The 23,300-nt window shown below is 61.7% G+C and carries 22 protein-coding genes; 6 read left to right on the forward strand and 16 right to left on the reverse strand.

Annotated elements, in window-relative coordinates:
- The 5 genes from G485_RS29175 to G485_RS0114760 all read right to left on the reverse strand — a co-directional run.
- A partial coding sequence (locus G485_RS29175; protein WP_420805785.1) for a transposase zinc-binding domain-containing protein occupies nucleotides 1-258 on the reverse strand: 258 nt, incomplete at its 3' end.
- 133 nt (nucleotides 259-391) lie between these two features.
- Nucleotides 392-703 carry a pyrimidine/purine nucleoside phosphorylase gene (gene ppnP / locus G485_RS0114745; protein WP_027093187.1) on the reverse strand — a complete coding sequence of 104 codons (312 nt, stop codon included), beginning with the start codon at nucleotides 701-703 and terminating at the stop codon, nucleotides 392-394.
- A gap of 27 nt (nucleotides 704-730) precedes the next feature.
- Complete coding sequence (tkt, locus tag G485_RS0114750; RefSeq protein WP_027093188.1) at nucleotides 731-2,746, reverse strand: transketolase; 2,016 nt, start codon at nucleotides 2,744-2,746, stop codon at nucleotides 731-733.
- A 173-nt stretch (nucleotides 2,747-2,919) separates the two neighbouring features.
- A complete protein-coding gene (purU, locus tag G485_RS0114755) occupies nucleotides 2,920-3,816 on the reverse strand; it encodes a formyltetrahydrofolate deformylase (protein WP_027093189.1) in 897 nt (298 codons plus the stop codon).
- A 31-nt stretch (nucleotides 3,817-3,847) separates the two neighbouring features.
- The gene (locus G485_RS0114760) at nucleotides 3,848-4,978 is read right to left on the reverse strand and encodes a deoxyribonuclease IV (protein ID WP_027093190.1); all 1,131 of its coding nucleotides are present in this window, start codon (nucleotides 4,976-4,978) and stop codon (nucleotides 3,848-3,850) included.
- Between the two features lie 134 nt (nucleotides 4,979-5,112).
- Here G485_RS0114760 and G485_RS0114765 point away from each other — a divergent pair, with 134 nt between their 5' ends.
- The 4 genes from G485_RS0114765 to G485_RS0114780 all read left to right on the forward strand — a co-directional run bounded on the left by G485_RS0114765 (nucleotide 5,113) and on the right by G485_RS0114780 (nucleotide 9,805).
- A complete protein-coding gene (locus G485_RS0114765) occupies nucleotides 5,113-5,547 on the forward strand; it encodes a DUF2621 domain-containing protein (RefSeq protein ID WP_027093191.1) in 435 nt (144 codons plus the stop codon).
- A gap of 152 nt (nucleotides 5,548-5,699) precedes the next feature.
- Entirely contained in the window at nucleotides 5,700-6,110 is a 411-nt protein-coding gene (locus G485_RS0114770; RefSeq protein WP_027093192.1) for a hypothetical protein, read from the forward strand.
- Nucleotides 6,111-6,132: 22 nt separating this feature from the next.
- On the forward strand, nucleotides 6,133-7,359 hold the full coding sequence (locus G485_RS28480) for an epimerase (protein WP_051318303.1): 1,227 nt from the start codon (nucleotides 6,133-6,135) through the stop codon (nucleotides 7,357-7,359).
- Between the two features lie 370 nt (nucleotides 7,360-7,729).
- A complete protein-coding gene (locus G485_RS0114780; protein WP_027093193.1) occupies nucleotides 7,730-9,805 on the forward strand; it encodes a glycosyl hydrolase family 18 protein in 2,076 nt (691 codons plus the stop codon).
- 66 nt (nucleotides 9,806-9,871) lie between these two features.
- On the opposite strand, the gene G485_RS0114785 is transcribed toward G485_RS0114780, so the two are convergent.
- Genes G485_RS0114785 through G485_RS0114830 form a run of 10 tightly spaced genes read right to left on the reverse strand, consistent with a single transcriptional unit; the run spans nucleotide 9,872 to nucleotide 20,223 of the window.
- Nucleotides 9,872-11,545 (reverse strand): DUF6382 domain-containing protein, encoded by a 1,674-nt coding sequence (locus tag G485_RS0114785; RefSeq protein WP_027093194.1) that lies wholly within the window; start codon nucleotides 11,543-11,545, stop codon nucleotides 9,872-9,874.
- 22 nt (nucleotides 11,546-11,567) lie between these two features.
- Nucleotides 11,568-12,056: an A24 family peptidase gene (locus tag G485_RS26635; RefSeq protein ID WP_051318304.1), complete on the reverse strand. Its 489-nt coding sequence runs from the start codon at nucleotides 12,054-12,056 to the stop codon at nucleotides 11,568-11,570.
- A gap of 60 nt (nucleotides 12,057-12,116) precedes the next feature.
- Nucleotides 12,117-13,064: a hypothetical protein gene (locus G485_RS28485; protein ID WP_051318305.1), complete on the reverse strand. Its 948-nt coding sequence runs from the start codon at nucleotides 13,062-13,064 to the stop codon at nucleotides 12,117-12,119.
- Complete coding sequence (locus G485_RS0114800; protein WP_027093195.1) at nucleotides 13,027-15,312, reverse strand: hypothetical protein; 2,286 nt, start codon at nucleotides 15,310-15,312, stop codon at nucleotides 13,027-13,029. Before G485_RS0114800 ends, G485_RS28485 begins: the two co-directional genes overlap by 38 nt.
- Nucleotides 15,313-15,330: 18 nt before the next feature.
- On the reverse strand, nucleotides 15,331-16,038 hold the full coding sequence (locus G485_RS0114805; RefSeq protein WP_156922371.1) for a TadE/TadG family type IV pilus assembly protein: 708 nt from the start codon (nucleotides 16,036-16,038) through the stop codon (nucleotides 15,331-15,333).
- Nucleotides 16,025-16,231 (reverse strand): Flp1 family type IVb pilin, encoded by a 207-nt coding sequence (locus G485_RS0114810; protein ID WP_051318307.1) that lies wholly within the window; start codon nucleotides 16,229-16,231, stop codon nucleotides 16,025-16,027. Before G485_RS0114810 ends, G485_RS0114805 begins: the two co-directional genes overlap by 14 nt.
- A gap of 24 nt (nucleotides 16,232-16,255) precedes the next feature.
- Nucleotides 16,256-17,128 carry a type II secretion system F family protein gene (locus G485_RS26645; protein WP_051318308.1) on the reverse strand — a complete coding sequence of 291 codons (873 nt, stop codon included), beginning with the start codon at nucleotides 17,126-17,128 and terminating at the stop codon, nucleotides 16,256-16,258.
- Entirely contained in the window at nucleotides 17,125-17,865 is a 741-nt protein-coding gene (locus G485_RS0114820; protein ID WP_051318309.1) for a type II secretion system F family protein, read from the reverse strand. The genes G485_RS26645 and G485_RS0114820 overlap by 4 nt, the downstream gene beginning before the upstream one ends.
- Nucleotides 17,838-19,112, reverse strand: coding sequence for a TadA family conjugal transfer-associated ATPase (locus G485_RS0114825; RefSeq protein ID WP_420805786.1), 1,275 nt, complete (start codon nucleotides 19,110-19,112; stop codon nucleotides 17,838-17,840). The genes G485_RS0114820 and G485_RS0114825 overlap by 28 nt, the downstream gene beginning before the upstream one ends.
- Nucleotides 19,066-20,223, reverse strand: coding sequence for a P-loop NTPase family protein (locus G485_RS0114830; RefSeq protein ID WP_027093200.1), 1,158 nt, complete (start codon nucleotides 20,221-20,223; stop codon nucleotides 19,066-19,068). Before G485_RS0114830 ends, G485_RS0114825 begins: the two co-directional genes overlap by 47 nt.
- Before the next feature lie 352 nt (nucleotides 20,224-20,575).
- On the opposite strand from G485_RS0114830, the gene G485_RS0114835 reads away from it, so the two are divergent.
- Nucleotides 20,576-21,778, forward strand: a complete 1,203-nt coding sequence (locus G485_RS0114835; protein ID WP_027093201.1) for a WD40/YVTN/BNR-like repeat-containing protein — start codon at nucleotides 20,576-20,578, stop codon at nucleotides 21,776-21,778.
- A gap of 61 nt (nucleotides 21,779-21,839) precedes the next feature.
- Here G485_RS0114835 and G485_RS0114840 read toward each other — a convergent pair whose 3' ends face one another.
- Nucleotides 21,840-22,868 (reverse strand): Gfo/Idh/MocA family protein, encoded by a 1,029-nt coding sequence (locus G485_RS0114840; protein ID WP_027093202.1) that lies wholly within the window; start codon nucleotides 22,866-22,868, stop codon nucleotides 21,840-21,842.
- 226 nt (nucleotides 22,869-23,094) lie between these two features.
- Here G485_RS0114840 and G485_RS0114845 point away from each other — a divergent pair.
- Nucleotides 23,095-23,300: transposase (locus tag G485_RS0114845; protein WP_035156413.1), on the forward strand; the 206-nt coding region annotated here is incomplete at its 3' end.

A 23,300-nucleotide genomic window follows, 5' to 3' on the forward strand; every position in this document is an offset into this window, starting at 1 on the left:
GAGACGTGCCCATTCCTCTGTTTCTCCGCATGAACAGGTCGTACAGAATCTTCCTTTACAACGATACGGAACGAGCCGTAGGTCATGACATCCTTCACATACCATCAGCTTAAAACCGTTTCTGGGATCCCCGCATCGACGGAACTTCTCTACTTCTTTCCGCACATTGGCACGCAGCTTGCCACCATGTTTTGCCACAAACCGATCCCAGTGCCCTCGCTCATCAAAGAAGATTCGTTTCAAGATGTTCGTCTCCATATCCTAACCTTACCAAAAACAGAAATCAGGCGGAAGACCTGCTCCCACCCCAAAATTTATAAATTCTATAATGTTGAAAAAAGAACGGCCCCTCGTCGGGGCCGTTCCTGCCGCAGCAACCTAACGCGCGCTTCTACAGATAAGAGCAGACGTAATCGGTCGTTTGCGTCACTTTCAGCTTGAATTTCGAGTTCGCCGGCACGGTAAATTCGCCGGTACCGGAGATGGAGATCCACTCTTCGCTGCCCGGAAGCTGAACGGTCAGCTCGCCGGCCAGAATCTCCATGACTTCCTGCTGGGCCGTGCCGAATTCATATTCGCCCGGCAGCATGATGCCCAGCGTCTTGTGCGTGCCGTCTGCGAATTTCACCGTGCGGCTCGTTACCTTGCCGTCGAAATAAATATTCGCCTGTTTGACGACGGATACGTTGTCGAATTGCGACATGTGCGCGACTTCCTCTCCCCGATTGGCTTACAGCAGCTTCTTGAACTGTTCGACGACGTTCTCGACCGTGAAGCCGTATTCCTTGATGACGCGGTCGCCCGGTGCGGAAGCGCCGAACTTGTCGATGCCCATGACGGCGCCGCTGTCGCCGACGAAGCGATCCCAGCCGAACGGATGCGCCATCTCGATGGCCAGACGGGCTTTGATCGTCTTCGGAATAACGCTGTCGCGGTATTCTTGCGGCTGCTTGTCGAACAGATCCCAGCTCGGCAGGCTGACGACGCGGACGTGGATGCCTTGCTCGGCCAACGCCTTCTGGGAAGCGACGGCGAGCTGCACTTCGGAACCGGTGGCGATCAGGATGCCTTGAGGTTGTCCGTTAGCGGCTTCGGATACGATGTAACCGCCTTTCTTGACACCTTCGCGCGCCAGCTCGGCCGTGCCTGCAAGAATCGGCAGGTTTTGGCGGGTCAGAACGAGCGCGACGGGATTGTCGTTGTTCTCCAGCGCGTAAGCCCATGCCGCGGAGGTCTCGTTGGCGTCGGCCGGACGAATGACGGTCAGACCCGGGATAACGCGGATCGAAGCGAGTTGCTCGATCGGCTCGTGCGTCGGTCCGTCTTCGCCGACGGCGATCGAATCGTGCGTCAGCACGTATACGACCGGCTGCTTCATCAGGGCAGCCAAGCGGACGGCCGGGCGCAAATAGTCGGTGAACACGAAGAACGTGCCGCCGAATACTTTAAGCCCGCCGTGCAGCGAAATGCCGTTCATCGCAGCGGCCATCGCGAATTCGCGAATGCCGAAGTAGATGTTGCGGCCGTCGTATTGGCCGGCCTTGTAGATCGGCAGACCTTTGAGATGGGTCATCGTCGAGCTCTCCAGGTCGGCGGAACCGCCCACCAGGTGAGGCACGTTCTTCGCCAGGCCGTTCAGCGCGTTGCCGGAAGCGACGCGGGTCGATACCGGCTTGTCTTCCGGCGTGTACTTCGGAAGATCGGCGTCCCAGCCGGCCGGCAGCTTGCGGCCCGTCGCCGTCTCGAATTGGGCGGCCAATTCCGGATAAGCCGCTTTGTATTTCGCGAACAGCTCGTTCCAGGCGGCGTTGGCCGCTTCGCCTTGCTTCTTCACTTCCGCGAAGTGAGCGCGAACTTCGTCCGGAACGTGGAACTCCGGATAATCCCATCCGTAGAAGGCTTTGGTCAGCTTGGCTTCTTCCGCGCCGAGCGGAGAGCCGTGCGGGCCGGCGTGGCCGCCCTTGCCGCCTTTGTTCGGGGAACCGTAGCCGATGACGGTTTTCACTTCGATCAGGGTCGGCTTGGACGTCTCGGCTTGCGCCGTCGCGATCGCCTTCGCCAACGCGTCGAGATCGTTGCCGTCCTCTACGCGCAGCACTTGCCATTGATAGCCCTCGAAGCGTTTGGCCACATTTTCGGAGAACGACAGGCTCAGCTCGCCGTCAAGGGAAATATCGTTCGAATCGTAAAGCACGATCAGCTTGCCCAATTGCAAGTGGCCGGCCAGAGACGCTGCTTCGGAGGAGATGCCTTCCGACAGGTCGCCGTCGCCGCAGATCACGTAAGTATAGTGGTTGATCAGATCGTAGCCTTCGCGGTTGTAGGTCGCGCCGAGCTGCGCTTCCGCCATCGCCATACCGACGGCCATGCCGAAGCCTTGGCCGAGCGGACCGGTCGTCGCGTCGACGCCCGCCGTGTGGCCGAACTCCGGATGCCCCGGGGTCAGCGAATTCCATTGGCGGAAGTTCTTGATTTCTTCCAAAGGCAGATCGTAGCCGCTCAGATGGAGCAGCGCATACAGCAGCATGGAGCCGTGGCCGGCGGACAGCACGAACCGGTCGCGGTTGATCCACGAAGGATTCGACGGATTATGCTTCATCGTCTTGGCAAACAACTGATAACCCATCGGAGCGGCGCCCATCGGCATGCCCGGGTGTCCGGACTTCGCTTTCTCGATGGCGTCGATCGCCAGGGTTCGAATTGTCGTTACGGATAATTGTTCGATCGATTTCGAGCTTACAGTCATAACGCTTAAAGGCCTCCTCTTTACATTTGCACGAACGTTCATGCCCGTGCCGGGGCAAAACATTCGTTTTGCCGACGCGCGAACATGTCAGTCTTGCCTATTGTACCACGCTAACCCCTGTTTTACCACACTTGTACAGACAACTTGTACGGACAAGCTGCAGCCATTCGGAATTAGACGAAGACAACCGTTTTGTTCTGATACACGACGATCCGGTCTTCGACGTGCCATTTGACGGCGCGCGCAAGCACGGTCCGCTCGATGTGGCGGCCCATCCGCTTAAGCTCGCTGACGTTCTCGCGATGGCTGACGCGCTGGACGTCCTGCTCGATGATCGGGCCGGCGTCGAGTTCCTCCGTCACGTAATGCGCGGTCGCGCCGATCAGCTTGACGCCGCGGCTGTACGCCTGATGATACGGCTTGCCGCCGACGAATGCCGGAAGGAACGAATGGTGGATGTTGATGATGCGGTTCGGGAACCGCTCGATGAACCTGGGGGTGACAATCTGCATGTAGCGCGCCAAAATGACGAGATCCACTTTGCCCTCGGTCAGTTCGAGCTGCTGGCGCTCCGCTTCCGCCTTCGTCTCCGGCGTGACCGGAATGTAGTGGTAAGGAATCCCGTAGGATTCGACGAGCTGGCGCATGTCTTCATGGTTGCTGATCACCATGCTGATGTCCGCGTCCAGATCGCCCGATTGCCACTGCCACAACAGTTCCAGCAGGCAATGGTCTTCCTTGGAGACGAGCACGGCGATGCGCTTGCGGCGGCCGGCGCGATAAATGCTCCACTTCATCGAGAACCGGTCGGCGACTCTCGCGAAATCTTCCTGCAGCGCCGGCAGCGAGCTCTCGAGATTGTTCAGGTCGAACTCGATCCGCATGAAAAACATGCCGCCCTCGGGATCCATCGTATATTGGTCGGACTGCACGATGTTCGCGCCTTGCTCGTAAAGGAACTGCGACACCGTCGCCACGATGCCCGCCCGGTCCGGGCATAGAATGAGCATTCGCGCGCGGCGGCTCTTGTCCTCGCCCGACGGCTTCGTTTGATAGACTTGTTGACTCATCGTATGGCCTCTTCCTCTCGACTTTCCTTTCCTACGCTTGCTTTAGCCATTCCTTGCCCGCAAGGCTGGCGGTAAGACGCAGGTTGATTTGTTCTTCACTGTAATCGCCGTCCAACACCTTGTTCTCGATCGCCAAATCGTAGAGACGTTCCAGCGGCTCGCGCGGATCGGCTTTTCTCGCTTTGGCGTCGGACTTGAGCAGCTCCCACGTCTCCAGCACGTACCGGCGGGGAACGATGCCCGATTTATCGTAAAAATGGTGCAGCCGCTCGACGTCCTCCAGGAAGCCGCCGCCGAACCGTTCTTCCACGTCCGCGCGCAGCAGCGCGATCTCCGCTTCGTACATCGGGCGCACGGTTTTGTCGTTTTTGCCGATCCACGGGGTCTCGAGAATGAACGGGCGGCCTTTAAGCGCATCGTGATGGACGACCCGGTTGATCGCCTCGAAGCCGATCCAGCCGGAACCGATCGGAGCGTGGCGGTCCTTCGCCGCGCCTTGCGGATTTTTGCTGTCGTTGATATGGACGACGGCCACCCGGTCCAGGCCGATGATGTCGTCGAACTGGCGCAGCACGCCGTCGATGTCGCCCACGATGTCGTAACCGGCGTCGTGCATATGGCAGGTGTCCATGCAGACGGTCAGCCGATGGTTGTCCCGCACGCGCTCGATGATGCTTGCCAGCTCCTCGAACGTGCGGCCGATCTCCGAACCTTTGCCGGCCATCGTCTCCAGCGCGATGTTGACGTCGGTCTCCTTCGTCCCTTCCAGCACCTCGTTCAGCCCTTCGGCGATGCGCGCGACGCCGTATTCCGGATCCTTGTCCGTGTAAGCGCCCGGATGAAGCACGATATTTTTGACGCCGATCTTGTCCGTTCTGTGAATCTCTTCCTGAAGGAAACGAACCGCGAGTTCGAAAGTATCATCTTTATAGGACCCGAGATTGATAATGTACGGAGCGTGCACGACGATTTCGCCGATTCCCGCTTTGGCCATCGCTTCCTTGCCCTCGGGAATGAACAAATCCTCGATCGGCTTGCGCCGCGTGTTCTGCGGAGCTCCGGTATAAATCATAAAGGTGCTGGAACCGTAGGATAGCGCTTCTTCGGTTGCGGTCAGCAGCCCTTTATCGGAGAACGAAACGTGAGAACCGATCTTCAGCATGGAATACCCCTTTCTGGTCCGCTCCCGCGCTCCCGACGGACCGGGGCGCGTCCTCTCAGATCAAACCTTATTGTAGCGCGAACGTCGAAATAAATCTAGAAATGCGGTATAATTTCAAGATGAGGTGATTGAAGATGAATTCGACCCCCGAATGGTTTCTGTACTTTATCGCCTTCTGGACGGTCGTGCTGGTCGCGTTCGTGAGCATCGGCGGATTTTTCATGTTCCGCAAATTTCTCAAGGTGCTTCCGAAGAAGGACGGCAAGTCCAAGCTCGATTGGCAAAATTATTGGGTCGAACGCAGCCGGCCGCTATGGACGGACCGTTCCAGAGCCATGCTCGATAAACTGACGTCCCCGGTGCCGAGCGCGTTCCGGGACATCGCCAAGCATTCCATCGCGGCCCGGATCGGCCAATTGGCGGTGGAGAGCGGCGCCTCCGAAGTGACGGAAGCCCATTGCATCGAAGGGTACATACTGGCGACGCCGAAGCGCGACCATAAATTTCTGATCAGCTTCCTCGAGAAGAACGGGATCGACTATTCTTCCTATCGCCACCTGCTCCACTGAGGGTCGGACGAGCCGCCGAAAAAGGGGTTGACGACCCTCTATCTTCTTTTCGAAGAGGCAAAAAACGAAACCTTTGGGCCCGCAAACCGTCTAACCTCTTGAGAGTGCGAACGCAACTTAGACAATCAGATTAACTCCGGAGGTGCCGCGTAATGAATCGATTCGGCAAACATTCAGCCCTGACGGTCGCCGTCCTGTCCTTGCTTCTGATGGGAACGGCGTGCAGCAACGACAACCATAACAACAACTCGGCGGCGAGCAGCCCGAGCGCCAGCGCGCCGGCTTCCGTCTCGCCGTCCGCGTCGGATTCCGTGTCCGATCCCGCCACCGTCGGCGAGACGAAGGAAGGAACCGGAACCTATAACGGGCAGATCGACAACCATTCCATCGAGATCGAATTCAACGGGCAGCCGACCGCATTCCAGATCGATTCGAATGTGTCGGACCAAATTGCCGATTGGGACGAAGGCGCTGCGGTCAAGTTCCAGTACAAGGAGAACACGGTGGAAGCCGACGGACAGCAAGTGAAGCAGCTGACGATCGTCGCCATCGAGAAGCAATAACGCAAAAAAGGGATGCGATCAGATGCGTGTAATGATATGCGGCGGAACGGGGTTTATCGGGACGGCGCTCTCGAAAGCCCTGCTTGACCGCGGAGATGAAGTATGGATCGTGACTCGCCAATTGCCTGCGGCTCCGGCCGCGGGCTTTCTCTATGTCACCTGGGAGGAATGGTCGGACAACCCGGGGCGCTGGAACGGAATCGACGCGATCGTCAACCTGGCCGGCGAATCGGTCGGCAAGCGTTGGACCGAAGAGACGAAACGGCGCATTCTCATCTCCAGAACCCAAACAGCGCTGCATATTTCAGACATCGTCCGCCGGATGGACGACCCGCCCAAAGTGCTGGTGAGCGCCTCCGGCATCTCGCTTTACGGGCACTCCCATTCCCCCATTTTGCGGGGAAAAAGACGAGCGCGTCCGAAGCCCGGCCGGGAAGCGCCGCCGGAGGAGCCGATGGCGTCCGTTACGGCGGACCTCGCCGGTATCCGGGGATTTACGCCCGGGAGACCGGAAGGCCGGGAAAAAGGCGTCGAGCGAGCGGAAGAAGCGCCGTTCGGAAGCGCCGGGTTGGACGGGACGGATCGGCCCGCTTCCGGTTCGGAGCCGGACGGCTCGGACGTCGAACAATTGCTGCGCTCGATGAGATTGGCCGGCGAAGAGGGTTCCGATTGGCCGGCTTCGGAACGGGAGCGCGTGGAGCGGACCGCCGCCTACGGATGGTTCGACGAGAGCTCCCCGGCCAATCCCGAGGATTTCCTGGGCAGTACCGTCGTTGCCTGGGAAGAAGCGGTGGACCGCATTCCGGTCGAACGCATCGTCAAGCTCCGGATCAGCATGGTGCTCGGCCGGAAGGGCGGTTCGTTCCCGCTGCTCCGTCTCCCTTACCGGCTGTTCGCCGGCGGCCGAATGGGCAGCGGCACTCAAGGATTCCCATGGATTCATCTGAAGGACATGGTCTCCCTCATTTTGTTCAGTCTGGACAATCCGGCCTTGTCGGGCGCGGTCAACGCCGTCGCCCCCGATCCGGTCAACAACGACCAATTCGGACGGACGCTGGCCAAAGTTACCCGCAGGCCTCATTGGTTCCACGTCCCCGCTTCTCTGCTGAAGCTTGTCCTGGGAGAACAGTCCGTGCTGCTTCACGGCCAACATGCCTACCCCCGCAAGGCGCTGGACCACGGCTTCGTCTTCGCCTATCCGCGACTGGAGGACGCTTTGCGAGAGGTAACCGGTTCATCCGCGCGGTAATTCGAGAGCCGGCCGTCGAGCGACATCCGCCCCGGTCTAAGGCCATGCAACTATAATCGCAGAAGAGGATTTCCGTTGCTGCAACGGAAGTCCTCTTTTTGTTTTTGTCCACCCCCCAATCTCCCATTTATTTCCTCAATGCGAACTAGGGCTTGCAATGTTATCCCTCGTTTATTCGAATTTGGCCCTGTGGGCCGCCCCGGAAATGAACGAATATAGCATTGAGAGAGACGGGCGCTCTCTCCGAATTCGATCCGAGAGGAGGCGGTCTGTCCGAGAGTTGAGAGAGCCTTGCGTTCCGTTGGCGTTGGCAGGACGGAAAGATGGCTTGGTCATTCATTCCGCAAGGAACATGGGAGGAGATTGAGTTATGGGCAAACTTGCGCAACGCTTGTACGGCAAATGGTTGTCGATCGTCATGACGGCGCTGCTGCTTGCGGGAACGGCGGCTTTGCCGGGTTGGTCTTCGGGAACGGCCCATGCGGCCGCGAGCGGCGGTTACAAAATTATCGGTTATTATCCTTCTTGGGGAGCTTATACCCGCAACTACCAGGTATACGACATCGACGCTTCCAAAGTGTCGCACATCAACTATGCGTTCGCCGACATTTGCTGGAACGGCATTCACGGCAACCCCGATTCGGCCGGACCGAATCCGCAAACATGGTCGTGCCAGGACGAAGTCGGAACGATCAACGTTCCGAACGGCACGATCGTCATGGGCGATCCGTGGATCGACGCCCAGAAGAGCAATGCCGGCGACACCTGGGACGAGCCTCTGAGAGGCAACTTCAAGCAGCTGATTAAATTGAAGCAAGCGAATCCGAACTTGAAAACGATCATTTCCGTCGGCGGCTGGACGTGGTCGAACCGCTTCTCCGACGTAGCTGCGAACGCGACGACCCGGGAGACGTTCGCCAACTCCGCCGTCGACTTCCTGCGCAAGTACCAGTTCGACGGCGTCGACCTGGACTGGGAGTATCCGGTAAGCGGAGGCTTGCCGGGGAACAGCTACCGTCCGGAAGACAAGCAAAACTATACGAAGCTTCTGCAGACGATTCGTCAGAAGCTCGACGCGGCCGGAGCGGCGGATGGCAAAACCTATCTTCTTACGATCGCGTCCGGCGCGGGTCCGTCCTTCATCCAGAACACCGAACTGTCCGCCATCGCCCAAACGGTCGACTGGATCAATATCATGACCTATGACATGAACGGCGGATGGCAGACGCAAAGCGGGCACAACGCTCCTCTCTATTACGATCCGGCCGCGGGCAGCGCGAATTTGCCGAACGCATCGACGTTCAATGTCGACGCCGCGGTCACGGCCTACTTCGCAGCGGGCGTGCCTGCGAACAAGCTGGTGTTGGGCGTGCCGTTTTACGGCAGAGGCTGGGCCGGATGTCCGGCGGCGGGCAACGGCCAGTATCAGAACTGCACGGGAACGGCCCAGGCCGGCACTTGGGAGAACGGCGCCTTCGATTTCTACGATCTTGAAGCGAACTATATCGGCAAAAACGGCTACACCCGCTATTGGAACGACACGGCGAAAGTGCCCTATTTGTACAACGCCGCGAACAAAACGTTCATCAGCTACGACGACGCGGACTCGATCGGCTACAAAGCTTCCTATCTGAAGACGAACGGCCTTGCGGGCGCGATGTTCTGGGAATTCAGCGGCGACCGCAACAAGACGCTGCTGAACAAGCTGGCTTCCGAGCTTGCCGCTCCGGCGGACACGATCGCTCCGAGCGCCCCGTCGAACTTGGCCGCTTCGAACGTCACTTCGACATCCGTCAGCCTGAGCTGGACCGCGTCGACCGATAATGTCGGCGTAGCCGGATACACCGTCAGCTACGGATCGGCCAGCGTGAATACGACGGGCACGACGGCTACGATCTCCGGATTGACGCCGAATACGGCCTACACGTTCACCGTCCGCGCCCGCGACGCCGCCGGGAATGTGTCGGGTCCCAGCAATTCGGTAAGCGTCACGACTGGCGCTCCCGCTCCGGACACGACGGCGCCTTCCGTTCCGGCGAATCTGACTGCCACAGGCAAAACTTCGACTTCCGTCAGTTTGAGCTGGACCGCTTCCACCGACAACGTCGGAGTGACCGGGTATACCGTCAGCTACGGATCCGGCAGCGTAGATACGACCGGAACGACGGCTACGATCTCCGGCTTGTCGCCGAACACGGCCTACACGTTCACAGTGCGCGCCCGCGACGCCGCCGGCAACGTATCGGCCGCCAGCGCTCCCGTGACGGTCACGACGAACGCGGCAGACGACGGCGGTTCCACCGCACCGGCTTGGGCGCCGAATGTCGCCTACAAAGTCGGCGACGAAGTGACCTACGGCGGCCAAACGTACGTCTGCCTGCAGGCGCACACTTCTTTAGTCGGATGGGAACCCCCCATTGTTCCCGCGCTTTGGAAATTGAAATAATGCAGGGTGGAACGGCTCGAGCCGAATCAGCGGCTCGGGCTGTTCCTTCGGATAGCGAACCGGCCCTTAACCCTCCTGATACCGATACAGCGACGACGCGATCTGGATGCTGTCGCCCTTGTTCAACGGGTAGACCTCGTACGGGGCCATCGGAACCCCGTTAAGCCAGCTGCCGTTGCGGGAGCCCAGGTCCCGCGCCTGCCAGGCGGCTTGGCCGCGGATGAATTCCAAATGCGCTCTCGAGACGCCATCCGTGTCGTCGACATGCTGCGCCGCTTCCTTGGAGCGTCCGACGACAAGCGAATCGCCCTCCAGCCGAATTCTCCGCTTTCCCCCGTCGGTCTCCCATTCCAAGTAAGGATCCGGCCTGCCGGGAACCTGACGCTCCGAAGACAACAGTCTCGTTCCCTCTTGCACGGAAGGTAGCCAGCTCGTTTTCGCTTCTTCCGTCCCCTGCGCCTGCTGTCCGTATTCTCCGTCTTCCGGCCATCGCTCCTCTTCGGCTTGGGGCGGCGCGACTCTCAGGCCTCCGAATCGCCTGGACGGTTCGCTTCGAGGGAGAACCCCCGCATCGCCGATCTTTTGCTCCGATTCCCATCCATCGTGAGCCCGAACATAAGAAGGGCTGTCCAGCTCTTCCTCAGCAGCCTGGCCAAGTCCGGGCGCCATCTTCCGCTTGTCCTCCTTGGACTTCTTCCCGTCCCACAGGAAGAAGCAAGCGCCGGCGACAAGAAACGTAAACCCCGAGCAAAGCAGAAGACTGCGTTGGCCGGGGTGCGCCGAATAGGCGAACCTCCAGACGGCCGCCGTCGCGACGGCGGCACCGGCCAGCAGCCAAAGCCGCCGGCGGCCGGCGGATTCGGGCGGCTTCCCCCCGTCCGCCTCATCTTCCTTCCCGTGCCATGGCGTGTCTTCTTGTCCCAGCAATCCGGACAAGCTTTGCGGAGCGGTTAACGGCTTCTGCAGACGGGAAAAAGCCTGCAAGAGCGGCTTCGAGCCGTGCGGGGAACCCGGACGGGGGGAATCGAAGTTCCCGGGCGGCTCTTCCCGCCGCCCATCCGCCGGGGAAGCGAAATGCTCATCCCGCGATTGAGGCTGCCCGTTCGCCGCCCCGCTTCCGCCGGGCAAGCGCGATGGCGGGCGAAGCTGCGGCCGTTCTTCGGAAGCGGCCGGACCGGCCAAATACTGCCGGACGTAACGGCGCAGCAGGGCCGGAGAGAAATCCGGGGACGCGGCCAAACGCAGCAATTGCTGCATGGCCGCGCCGTCCGGCGCGTCGACGTTCATCAGCCAGCGAACGATCAGCCTCTCCAGGCCGGACGCAACCGAGACGGACGCCGTTTGCCTCCACAAGGGCAAATAGGTTAACGCCAGATCGTGCCAGCTCTCCCCCACGAAAATAAAATCGTCGTCCAGGACGTACCGTTCCAAGTCCAGCATGTACTCCCGCCCTTGCTCCAAAACTTCGGCGAGGCGGCAAAGCGCATTCATCGCGTCTTCCATCGTCCATCTGGCCGTTCGAAACGATTGTGACAACATGCGCCGGCCGGACAGATAGTACCGCAGCGCTACGGCCCCGTCCATTTCCTCCGTCTCCAGCTTCATAACGCCCAGCACCTCGCAGCTTCGCAGCATGCGGAACTGGATCGGATCGATCTCTCCGCTTCCGATCGGCGGCTCCCCTTCCACGACCATGCGATGTCCGCGTCCCTGCTCGAAGCGGACCCTGTATCCGTTCATCTGCCTTGCACTCCTTCCTCGATCACCCGTAAATTCCGATCACAACAAAAGCGGGAGCGACCGCCAGCATAAAAGGAAATTTCATGCGGCCGCGCAATCGTTCCGAAGACGAACGCTGCAGGGTAGGAGCCCATCTCGCGGCGATCGGAGCGAAAACGGGAAGCCGCAAAACAAGCAGCAGAACGGCAATCCCTCCCGCGAACAAGACGGACCAAACGACCAACTGCCAAGCCGCGCCGGCTCCGGACCACATGCCGAACGCCGCGAACCATTTGACGTCTCCCCCGCCGATGCCGCGCAACGCATACATCGCCAGCAGCGGCAGCATGCCCGCCGCGGCGCCGAGAGCGGCATAACCCAAGCCTTCGAATCCCGACGCGATGCCGTGATAAGCCAAACCGCCCAAAGCAAAGGGAACGGTCAGCGCATTCGGAATGACCATTTTCCGCAAATCGGTCCAACAAGCGATTCCAAGCAGCAGCGATGCCGCTATCCATACCGTTGCGTTCACGACGCCTTCTCGCCTCCACTTCGCGAAATTGGAGCCCGCCGCAAGCCGACGCGAGCCCTACTACCGCTCCGCCGCCCGCACGACCTCGAACGATTGCCGCAGAACCGCCCCGTCCTCGGGCATCGCTTCCCAGTACCATTCTCCCGGCGTCGTATTGCCGGACACATGCCACGTCCAGGACACAAGTCCGGACGCGTCCGCGGTCGCCTCGCCCAAATGCTTGGCCTGGCTAAGTCCGCTCTTGTAAATAACGGACAAATCGACCTTCTCTCCCGGCTTCGCCCGCAACGTCAGCGTAACCTTGCGCCCCCGCCTGGCGGGATTCGGCTCGAACGAGACGAAGCTCAGAACGTCGGGCTGCTCCCCGTCCTCCAGCTTGGCGTTCGACGGCGAGCCCCCGGTCCATACTCTCTCCCTGGCGGATTCCGTAATGGTCAGGCTCCGGCCAACGAAAGGAATGCGCATCGGCAACCGGTATTCCGCCTTCACGGTCAAAAAAGCTTGATTCGGATCGTCCGTCCCCGGAATCTCCACCGAGACGACGGCAACCCGGTCCGCCTCCAGCACCCGCCGATCCAAAAATGACTCTAGCAGAGCTCCGAACGTCCGCCTCGCGGCTATTTGTTCAACGGACCAGGAGCCGTCCGCCGCCTGTTCCGCCCATTCCGCGAGCGGAGAAGGAAGCAGCGATCCGTATTTCGCGAGCGTATCGCCGACGGCGGCCAGCTTGTCCTCAAGCTGCTTCGACTTCGCATAGACGGGCGTCTCCCGTACGGAATCGAGTCCAAGCGCTACCGGATACCATTCGGACGCCGCCTGCCTCACGGTCTGCGAGAGCGCCCCATGCAGCGCCATCGCCGTCACGGATGTCTGAACGAGAAAGATCAGGAACAGCGCCGCCAGCAGGAAGGTCGGCATCACGAGCGCGGCTTCCAGCGCGACCGACCCGCCGTCCGACTTGCGCTCCGCCTTATTGATAGGCGTCTTCCGCTTTGCAGGTAACTTCATAGCGGCCGTCTCGCACGACACCTCCCCAGTTTCCGGCTTGCCCCAACACCTTCGTCAGCCCGGGGAAAAACCACAGCCCCAGCGATGCCGTCCCTTCGCCGCTCACATACGTGTACGTCCGCTGGAAAGACAGGCCCGTCTCCGCTTCCATAACGGCGATGCTGCGTGCGATCCGCGCGGAAGAATCGCCGTGCAGAAGCAGGAAAATACGCAAATAATCGATATAGTACGTGTCGGCCTTCGCATAGCGGGACAGCGGGATTTTGCCCTCGGCCAGCAGTTGATTCAGATCGGCAATGGCATGCTGCACGGCATAGAGCAGCGCAGCGGCGAGCACGACGAGTGGATGGCCGTATTTCCGGCATTCGATCAATCCTTCCATCGTGCGGATCGCCAGCCGGAAAGCGAAAATTTCTCCGTACGCTGCGGCAAGATTCCCGGAAGGGCTGCCAAAGCCATAAAGCACGTATTCCAACTGCTGATGGGCCGCATCCAACGCTTCATCGCCGTCCCCGTTCAGCACCGCCTTGACTTCCGAAGGCTCGGCATGCGCAAACCTTGCCGCCGCGTACTCGGCGAAATAAAGCGAATCCCGTTGCCCGGCAGCAGCTTCCGCTAAAGAATGGAGCCAATCGCCGGCCTGGGTCATGGAGGCGTCGCGCGCCGCTTCCGGACCGGAATGGAGCCCGGCGTCCTCCGTCTTCTCCGCTTCGGCCTCGTTCCATTTCAAGTTCTCCTCGGCCAGGCTTCGAAGCCGCTCGAACGCTTTGTTATCGTCGTCACTGCCGGCTCGGCCCGTGAACGCCCCCAGCAACGCCGACGCGCCGCTCCATTCCTTGTCCGCCTCGCTCTCCAACCGCTTCCGTTCCCCGTCCCCGGAGCGATGCGCAGCGAACGCCTCCTCCCTTCGGGCGATGACCGTACCCCCGCTTCCGTATTTCGACCGGTATTCCGCCTCCAGCGACTGCAGCTCCCCGATTCCGGAACGCAGCTCCTTCGACAGTCCCGACGAGCCGGGGACGGAGAGAAGCAGCGGAGCCAGTTCGGCGGCTTTCGCCGTCTTCTCCTCGCCCCCTCTCCCTTGCTCGTCAAGCTCCCGCTCGTACTCGGCGAAAAACGACGCTTCCAGGACGAGTTCCTTCGCCGATTGGCGCAACTGCCGGACCGTGTCCGCCTTGTCGTCACCGATCGAAGCCTCCGGATCGACGTCCTCGCCGGCGGATGCGCTCGAGCCCGGCCCGTTCGACTCCGCTTCGGCTTCCTCGGCGATCCGCTGCATGTCCCGGTTGGCATCCTCCGCTTCCGCCAGGCGCTCTTTCGCCTGCATCAGCGCCTCCGCAGCCTCCGCCAGCGAAGGATCCGGCTTCGCCTGCAATTGTCGGCCCATCTCCTTCACGGACTTCTCGTAAGCCGAAGTCTGCTTGGCATATTGCGGGCTGCCGCCGGAAGGGGCCGGCTCCGAAAATTCCCGCCCTTCCTGCTCGGCCTGGCTTTTCCTTTGCTCCCAGGCCTGGACGGCGCGGCTGTGCTCCGCCGCCCGCCTTGCGTCGGATTCCCGCTTCTGCACGTAGTCCTCGTACATGAGCGCGGCATCCGGAAGATGGTTCGCCCGACCAGCCGTTTTGGCGCCCGTCATCGAAACCGGAGGGCTCGGCACCAAGGCGTCAAGCGCTTCGGCCAACGTCTTGCCGGCTTTTCGCTGGTTGTCCAGCGCCTCGTCCAACGCGGCCTCCCGCTTGTCGTACGCTTGGCGCATCGCCTCCAGCGCGTCGACTGAAGCTTTCGCTTCCTGGAGCGCCGGCGCGAGCCCCTTGAACCGGGAAGCCAGCTCCAGCGACAAATCGATCGGCGCCTTATATTTCATCTCCTCCAGCACTTGCCGGCGAAAAACGTCGTGCGACCCAAGCGGCCGGCTTTCGAGAACGCCGGCGTCGCTCCATTCGACGTCGAGCGGCCGGAAGGAATCCCCGTCCCGCGGCTCCACATTGCCTTCCAGCGTCCGCCGAAACAGCTCGTCGGCCGGATCGCCGCCTCGCGCGAACAGCCCGTAGCGGCCGTACAGCTCGGGGTCGAAGGCTGACAGAACGGACCGGGCGCCGGATTTGACCGACAGCTCGGCCTGCTTGCGAAACGCCGCGATTCTCGCGAAATCGATCAGCAAGCCGGTGAACAGCACGAATCCCGCCGTCACCGCGATAAAATAAACCGATACCGATCCTTCTCTCCGCCGGTTTCGCCCTGCGCGCATTCGTCCGCCTCCTCTCCTTCAGCCCCCCGCGGAGACACGCCGCTGCAGCACGGCTTTCGCTTTGGAACGGTAAGACGCCTCTCCCTCTTTGGCGCCCTTCATCTTCACCACGTAATAACGCGCCAGATCGAACGATCGGATGAACTCCGCCGGCTCGACGACAACGGCGGACGTTCGAGCCGAGACGAGGGACGTTCCCCGGAACCGGCGCAGCGGCTCGGGCACCGAAGCGCTGTCGGCATTCGTTCGAACCCTGCGGATTAGCATTTTGTTCTCGTACGTCATCTCCCCGACCAGGGCGGAATCCCAGGCGGACGAAGCCGCCCTCAGCTTCCGTTCGGTCAGACCGCCTCCGCCGGACGTCCCCGCATCGCTGGAATCCCCCCCAACGGCCGTTCCCTCGCCGCCAAGGCCGAACATGCTCTGCAGCAAGCCGTCATCCAGCAGCCGCCAGTACAGCCCGTCGTAGCTTCCGACAGGATAGGCGCCCGTACGAAGCTCCCTGGCCGAGTTGGACCAGTTGTAAGCGGTACGTTCGCCGGCGACCGACGCGACGTAATAGACGAGCGCCCCCTGGGCGATATAGAGGGCAAAAAACAGAACCATAAAGGTCGCCAGCAAAATGACCGGAAACACCATCGTCGCCTCCAGCGTGACCGAACCCGCAGTCTCTCTGCCGAACCGCGCCAGCCGCCCTAAGCCTCTCAACCGATTAAGAGAAAACATCTTCCGACTTCTTGTCCACTTTGCCGAACAGCTTCTCGAGAAATTCGAGAATCCAGTCCTTGAACAAAACCGCTATGGCGATAATGACGGCGGCGATCAGAACGATCTCCAGCGTCCCGAGCCCTTCCTTGCTCCTCCAGAAAGCGACGAGCGCCTTGGCGCTCCAGCGTTGCAGCAGTTTGCTCGTATTCATTCCGCATCCTCCTTGGAATCGGTGCTATTCGGACATCATCAGCAGCGACGGCGCCCCGACCAGCACCATAATGATGAGAAAAACGGCCGCCAGCGGAAAAGCCATCCTCGACGAAGCTTGCTCACCCAGCGTTCTGGCCACCGTCTTCCGCCGTTCCCACAGCGTTCGCGACAGTTCCCGCAATGCCGAGACGAACATCTCTCCGCCCCGCCTCGAGTTGACGAGCAGCGTCGTCGCGAACAGCTTCGCCTCGGGCACCGCGCAGCGCCGCCCGAATTCCTCCAGCGCGGCCGCCAGCGGCTCTCCGCGCTTGACCGCCGCCAGCGCGTAGCCAAGCTCCGCGTAAAGCGGATGGCTTCGCCCGGCCGCCTCTTGCCGCTGCAAGCACCGCTCCAGCGCGCGCATCACCGTCTCGCCCGCGTTGACCAACAGCAGCAGCCGGCTGAGCAGCTCCGGCAGCTCCAGCACAATCGTCCGGCGCCGAACGTCAAGGCGCTTCTTCAGCTCCTTGTGCCGCAGCATCGGCACGATGACCGCCACCACCGCTCCCAGCGCCGCCAGCGTCGGGCTGCCCGCCGCCAATCCGAGCAGCCCCGCCCCGAGCACGATCGCCAGCGACAATCCGAACGCTTCCGACGCCCAGTGCACGAGTCTGTCCTTCGTGCAGACGCCGCCGTGAAGCGCGGCGAGCGCGGCTTGCGGCTTTTCCAGCCAGGGCAGCAGCAGGCGGTAAATGCGGGGCCGTTCAATCAACGCTCTGGCGGGATCGCGGAAGGGATGAAGCTTTCGCCTCGCTCCGGCTTTCCCGTTGTGTCCTTGCTTCCAGGCCAATCCTAGCAGCCACAAATAGAGAAGGAGCATCGCGCCCCAAATGAAGGCCAGCGAGATCATCGTCATAAGCGGATATCCATAATGCGGACCATCCACCAGCAGCACAACGCCAACAGCAGCAGTCCGACCGTCAGCACGACCCAGCCGATCCCCTGGTGAAGACCCGCCATATAATCGCCGGCAAACCAGCCGAGCAGCCCGACGAACACGAACGGCATGCCCATCATTAGCCGCGATTCCAACCGCTTCTGCGCCATCAGCACCATCAGTTCCTGCTCCACCTCCATCTTCTCGCCGATCATGCCTGCCGTCCGCCGGACGACTTCGACCAGATCGCCTCCGGACCGCTTGCATATGGCGAACACCTCCGCGAAGCTGCGAACTTCCTCCAGCCCGCTTCGCTCGGCGAAATCCGCAAGCGGCGCTTCCAGAGGCTCGCCATTGCGGCAGCGGTTTACGACCGCGCGAATCTCGCGCAAAATATCCGCCCGTGGATCCCCGATCAGCAGCGCCAAATCGTCCTCCAGCGCGGCAAAGGCGTTCTCCACCGACCGGCCGGCGGACAGAAGGGAGGACAGCGCCTGCAGCATGTCCTTAAACGATCTGCGAAGCCGCTCCTGCCGCTGCCGCCGCTGCCGTTCGCGATACAATCGCGGGCCGAACCACCCTGCGGGTACGGCCAGCAAAGCGACGACCGCCTGGCCGTACAGCGTCCATACCGCCAGATAGCAGAACAGCCCGGCGGCAACGAGCGCTCCGATATGCTGAGACCGGCTTAGCCGGTAGATCCGGTAATCGGGCACCCCGCCGCCTCCTCCCCAAAACCGGCGAATTGAAGCTTGTCCGTTCGCTTCAGCCTGTCCACCCGGACGAGTCCTCCTTGAACGAAGCCATTCATCTCTCCCCTCTCCTCGAATTTGAACAGGGGGCTCAGCTCCACCTCTCCGTCCCGGCAGCCGATCACCTCGCAAATCTCGGTCACCCGGCGGGTTCGGTCCCGGAACCGGCTGAGATGAACGATGACGTCGAGCGCGGATGCGATCTGTTGGCGGACGACCGACACCGGCAGATCGGCTCCGCCGAGCACCATCGTCTCCAGGCGGGAGATCATATCCCGCGCCCCGTTAGCATGACCGGTGGACAAGCTTCCTTCATGGCCAGTGTTCATCGCCTGAAGCATATCCAGCGCCTCTTCTCCCCGCACTTCCCCGACGATGATCCGGTTCGGCCGCATCCGCAGGGAAGCGCGGATCAGCTCCCGCATGCCGATGCGGCCTTTCCCTTCCGTATTGGCGTTGCGCGTCTCCAGCGACACCAGATTCGGCACGCCCCGCAATTGCAGTTCGGCCGCGTCCTCGATCGTAATGACCCGCTCGTCGGGCGGAATCCACTGGGACAGCGCGTTCAGAAACGTCGTCTTGCCGGAGCCCGTGCCGCCGCTAATGAACAGGTTGTACTTCGCCCGGACGAGCAGCCGGAGAAAAGCGGCCGCCTCCCCGGTGATCGAGCCTCTGGCGATCAGGGCGTCCATGTCGAACGGTTGCCGGGGGAAGCGGCGGATCGTGACGGTCGGGCCGTTCAGCGCGACGGGCGGCAGCACGACGTGCACCCGCGAGCCGTCGGGCAAGCGCGCGTCGACGATCGGGGACGATTCGTTGACGATCCGGTTGACGCTCCCGACGATCGACTGGATCAGATCCTCGAGCCGCTCCCGGCTCTCGAAGCCGAGACCGGCGGCTTGAAGCTCTCCGTTCCGCTCGACGTAAATATCCCGATGGCCGTTGATCATAATCTCCGTCACGTCCGGATCGTCGAGAAGCGGCTGCAAGGCGTCGAGCCCCCGGAACGAATGGAACAGCCGCCGGACCGCCGCCTCCCGTTCCGCCGCCGTCATCCGCCGCGCCCGCTCGGAGCGGAACAGCTCCGACTCGATCAGCCCCGTCAATTGCTCGTCCGTCACCGACGCGTCCCATGACAACCGGGCCTTCACCGCTTCCCGCAGCTCAGCCAGTTCGGCAGGCGTAAGCTCCTCCGCCTTCATGCGCACCATCCCTTCGCTCCTCCGGCAACGGCTCCGCCGCGAGGCCCATAAGGTCCAGCAGCCGGTCGATGGCCCCTCCGTATGCCGGCGACTGGAACAGCCGCCCCGGCTGCTCAAGCGCCTTCCACTGCGGAACGTAAGGCAAATGCGCGGCGGGAGCCGGTCCCGGCAGGATCCAGGCATTGGAGCTCCGCCCGGTGTGCTTGTTCGCGACGAAAACGGCGTTGCCCGGAAACCCGGCCAGGCGGTCCTCCCAATGCCGGACCAGCTTCTCCGCCTTGCGCAGGGCGAGCGCGTCGTCCAGCGTCAGCCATATAATCCGGCCGCTGAGCGCTAGCAGCTCCCGATGCCAATCGCCGCAGCCGCTGTCGGGATCGACGAGAATGAGATCGTAGCGCCCGGAATCGGCAACGGTCGCCAGCAGCGACTTCAGCCGATCCGGCGTCATCGCCAGACGTTCCGACGGCATGTCCGGAGCGTCGAAATAATCCGCCTGCAGCCAAGGGTGGCGCCTGCGCACGCTGTTCCACTCCTCGGCCGCTTGCTCCGGACGGGCGTGCAGCGAGTACAGCAGACGGGACAGCGAATCGGGCTCGCCGGCCCCGAACAGCACATCCGTCGCGTTAAGCGGCTCCAGGTTCAGATAGAACGTGCGGTACCCCCGCTCGCCCGCTTGCTTCGCCATGTTCAGCGCCGCCGTCGTTTTCCCCTCTCCTCCCGAAGCGGAGAAGACGGTCCACACCTGGGTGCCGGACGGCTTCCCGCTCCCTCCGCTTCGGCCTCCGCCAAGCAGATCGCGAAGCTTCGCGGACAGCGCGGACAAGGGCTGGTACTGGGCCAGCTCCGGCATCTCCGCGCCGCGGCCGGTTCCGTCCCGCTCCGCGAGCGCGATCAGCTTGCCCCGATAACCTGCCGCTTCGGCCTCCTTGAGAACGAGAGGGAGCAAAGACGCCTGAACGAGCAGCGCCTCGGCGCCGGCCGCTTCGCGGATATGCCGCACGAGCGCCGCCTCCTGCGTGAACGCCGCCACCTCCCAGTCCGGGTTGTTCTCCTTCAAATATCTGGCGAGCTTCGCCGCGTACTGCGGCTCCGGCACCGCCAGAACGATGCGCCTCGACATGCGCGACTCCTCCTTCCGCTTCCGGCGCGGATAACAAAAAGCACCGCAACTTCCGACGCTAAGGCGTGGAAATTGCGGTGCTTCCGCAAGCCGTTTTCAATTGGTATGGATAACATACCATTTTCTGCTATTGCCGTCAACCGTTTTTCCGGATTCCGCCGGATTTTCGCCGCGCACACGGTCCCTTATCGTTCATCCGATCCGCTCCCGAAAGAGAAAGACTTAGCCAAAACGCCTTCGGCGTCCTTGGACGGCGAAAAATCGTTGAAAAGGGATTTTCCGGGAAAAGCTAATTTTCAGACGGCCCGGCCGTATTCACCCCTGCTTCGACAAACTACGAGGAGAGATGCACATGAGAAAAAATTTATGGATCGCGTTGGCGGCGATTCTGCTGACCGGCTGGACGGGAGGGACGGCGCATGCGGCTCCCGATGCGACTTCCGGCGGAGTCCAGGCGCCCTCCCCCCTTCCGACGGCTTCCGCAGAAGCGGCGAAACCCGCAATCAGGCTTGACCAAGTCCGCTTCGCGGATGCCGATCGCGGCTGGACGTGGGGCACATCCGGAGACGACCCGTCGACAACGGTCTGGCGCACGGCCGACGGAGGGAAAACGTGGCGATCCGCTCCGCTCGGAAGCGGCGTCCGGAATGCGACGCTGGCGATGACAGGCGCCGGGCGGGGCTGGGCCGTGGGGCCGTCGGACTGCCGGATGGCGTCCGGGTCGCCCGTTTGCGCGAAGCTGACCATCCTGCATACGAGCGACGGCGGGGCATCCTGGACGCCGCAGTGGACAAAGGAAGACCCCAAAGCCGACGCCGACAACGAGCTCGAAGCCGTCAACGAGTCGACGGCGTACGTGCGCACCCGCACCTCGATCCGGAAGACGACCGACGCCGGACGGAACTGGATCGACGTCTCGATTCCGAGCGCCGAAGCGTTCCCCTACGAAATCTCGTTCGTGGACGAATCGACCGGTTATGCGGCCGGAAGGCTCGGCACGGAGTGCCCCGGGAAAGGGCTTGTCCCCTCGACGCCGAAAGCCGACTGCCGAACGGCGGTCTGGAAAACGAGAGACGGCGGACAAACCTGGAAACGGCTTGCCCACGCTCCCCGGCAAAACGGTGAATGGTATCCGGCCGACATCCAGTTCGTGGACCGGCGCAACGGCTTCCTGCTGCTCGTCAACCCGAACACGCACGCCTCCATCCTGTACGTAACCTCGAACGGAGGCGTCGGATGGAAGCCGCGCAATACGAAAATTCCGGGCATCCGCCCGTACCCGGTCAAGCTCGATTTTCTCGACCCCCGGGTCGGTTACGTGCCGTTAAGCGTCGGCGCCGGCCCCGTCGAAGGGGGCTTGCTGCGGACCGTCAACGGGGGAACGACGTTCACGAAGCTGAAGGACCCGCGCCTGGTCAGCGTCGAGGATGCCGATTTTCTGACCGCCCGGCGCGGCTTCGTCGTCGCCATGAATCCGGACCGGCCGGAATCCCGGCTGCTGCTCGGAACGGCCGACGGCGGGGAACGTTGGAACGATCTGACGCCTAAGGCCTGAAAATCTTCGCCACCCGATGCCCCTTCCGCTCGCACGAAAGTCAAGCGCCCCCTCGCCCGGGTCAAATCTCGTTCAGCCAAACCTTCCGCCCGGTCTTCGCGCTCTCGAGCGCGCCGAGCACCATCGCGATGCTGTGGACGTTGTCCCGGCCGTCCGTCTCCGCGCGGCGGCCCTCGCTTAAGGCGGCGAACATCTCGTCCAGGCAGCCGGCATGGCCTTGGCGGCCCTTCCAATCGAAGGGCGCCTCGATCCGCGAACAGTCGCGGAGAAATTTGCGTTCCGGCTCGCCCTGGACGGCGACTTCGGCGTAAGGCGCATTTTCACCGTCCCAGATCGCCGTTCCCCGCTCTCCCGTAATGCGCCACGACGCCTCCCACGAGGTGGGCGCTCCTTCCGCGCACCAGGAGCCGCGATAGCAGAAGACGGACCCGTCCGTCATCTCGAAAATGCAGACGGCGGCAGCGTTCCCCGCATACCACGAGCCGGGAGGATTGAACTCATGGCAGTAGACGGACACCGGATCGGCTCCGGTCATGAATCGCGCCTGGTCGAACGTGTGGATCGCCATGTCCAGAATAAGCGGGCTGTCCATCGCGTCGCGAAACCCGCCGAAATGCGGCCCGAGGAAAAAATCCGCCCCGACATAGCCGACTCTGCCGATCGCCCCGCCCGCGATCAATCCCTGCAGCGCGCGGATGTTGGCGTTGTAGCGGCGATTTTGCATAATGGCATGCGATTTGCCCGTGCGGTCGGCGATGCGGATAAGTTCGCGCGCTTCCTCCATCGTCGCCGCCATCGGCTTCTCCCCGAACACGTGGCAACCCGCTTCCAGCGCCGTCGAGGCAATCTTGTGGTGCGTCGCGGGAATCGTCACGTCGAACACGAGATTGGCGCCGGAATCCGCAATCGCTTCCGCCAAATCCGCATACGTTCCGCACGTAAGCCCGTAACGCTCCGCCATCGCTTTGGCGGCTTCCGGGAAAACGTCGACAAGCGCGACGATCTCCGCATCCTCCCGTTCCAACGCGTATTCCACCCAAGTTCTCGCCATTCCGCCGCAGCCGGCGACCGCGATCCGATACGTTTTCATTTTTGGCCAGCTCCCTTGCCGTCAAATAGAATTCGATGCGATCGGCGCTCCCGTTGTCCGGCACTCCGATTTTGGGCTATATTAGGGCTTGCTGAACGAACAAAAAATCCTTATTCCACAAGGGATTTGAGCTACTTTTGTCGAATTTATCTGCAAGGAAAACATAGAAAATTGGCAAAAAACCTTGCAGATGGAGTGAGCGAACGTGTTCGTGCCGAATCGGGATATGGCAGATCTGTTGGAAAATTTCTACTTACCCTTTGGCGGGAAGCTTAATACTGGGAATCGCTGGGTACAGCTTGCCGCACTCATCCCTTGGGATAAAGTGGAAGAGAAATACTTCCAATCCTTCTCATCGATCGGCATCGGTCAAAAAGCATATTCGGTTCGCATTGCACTCGGTGCCCTCATCATCAAGGAGCGCCTTGGTTT

Source organism: Cohnella thermotolerans DSM 17683 (genome assembly GCF_000429825.1).
GTDB classification, from domain to species: domain Bacteria; phylum Bacillota; class Bacilli; order Paenibacillales; family Paenibacillaceae; genus Cohnella; species Cohnella thermotolerans.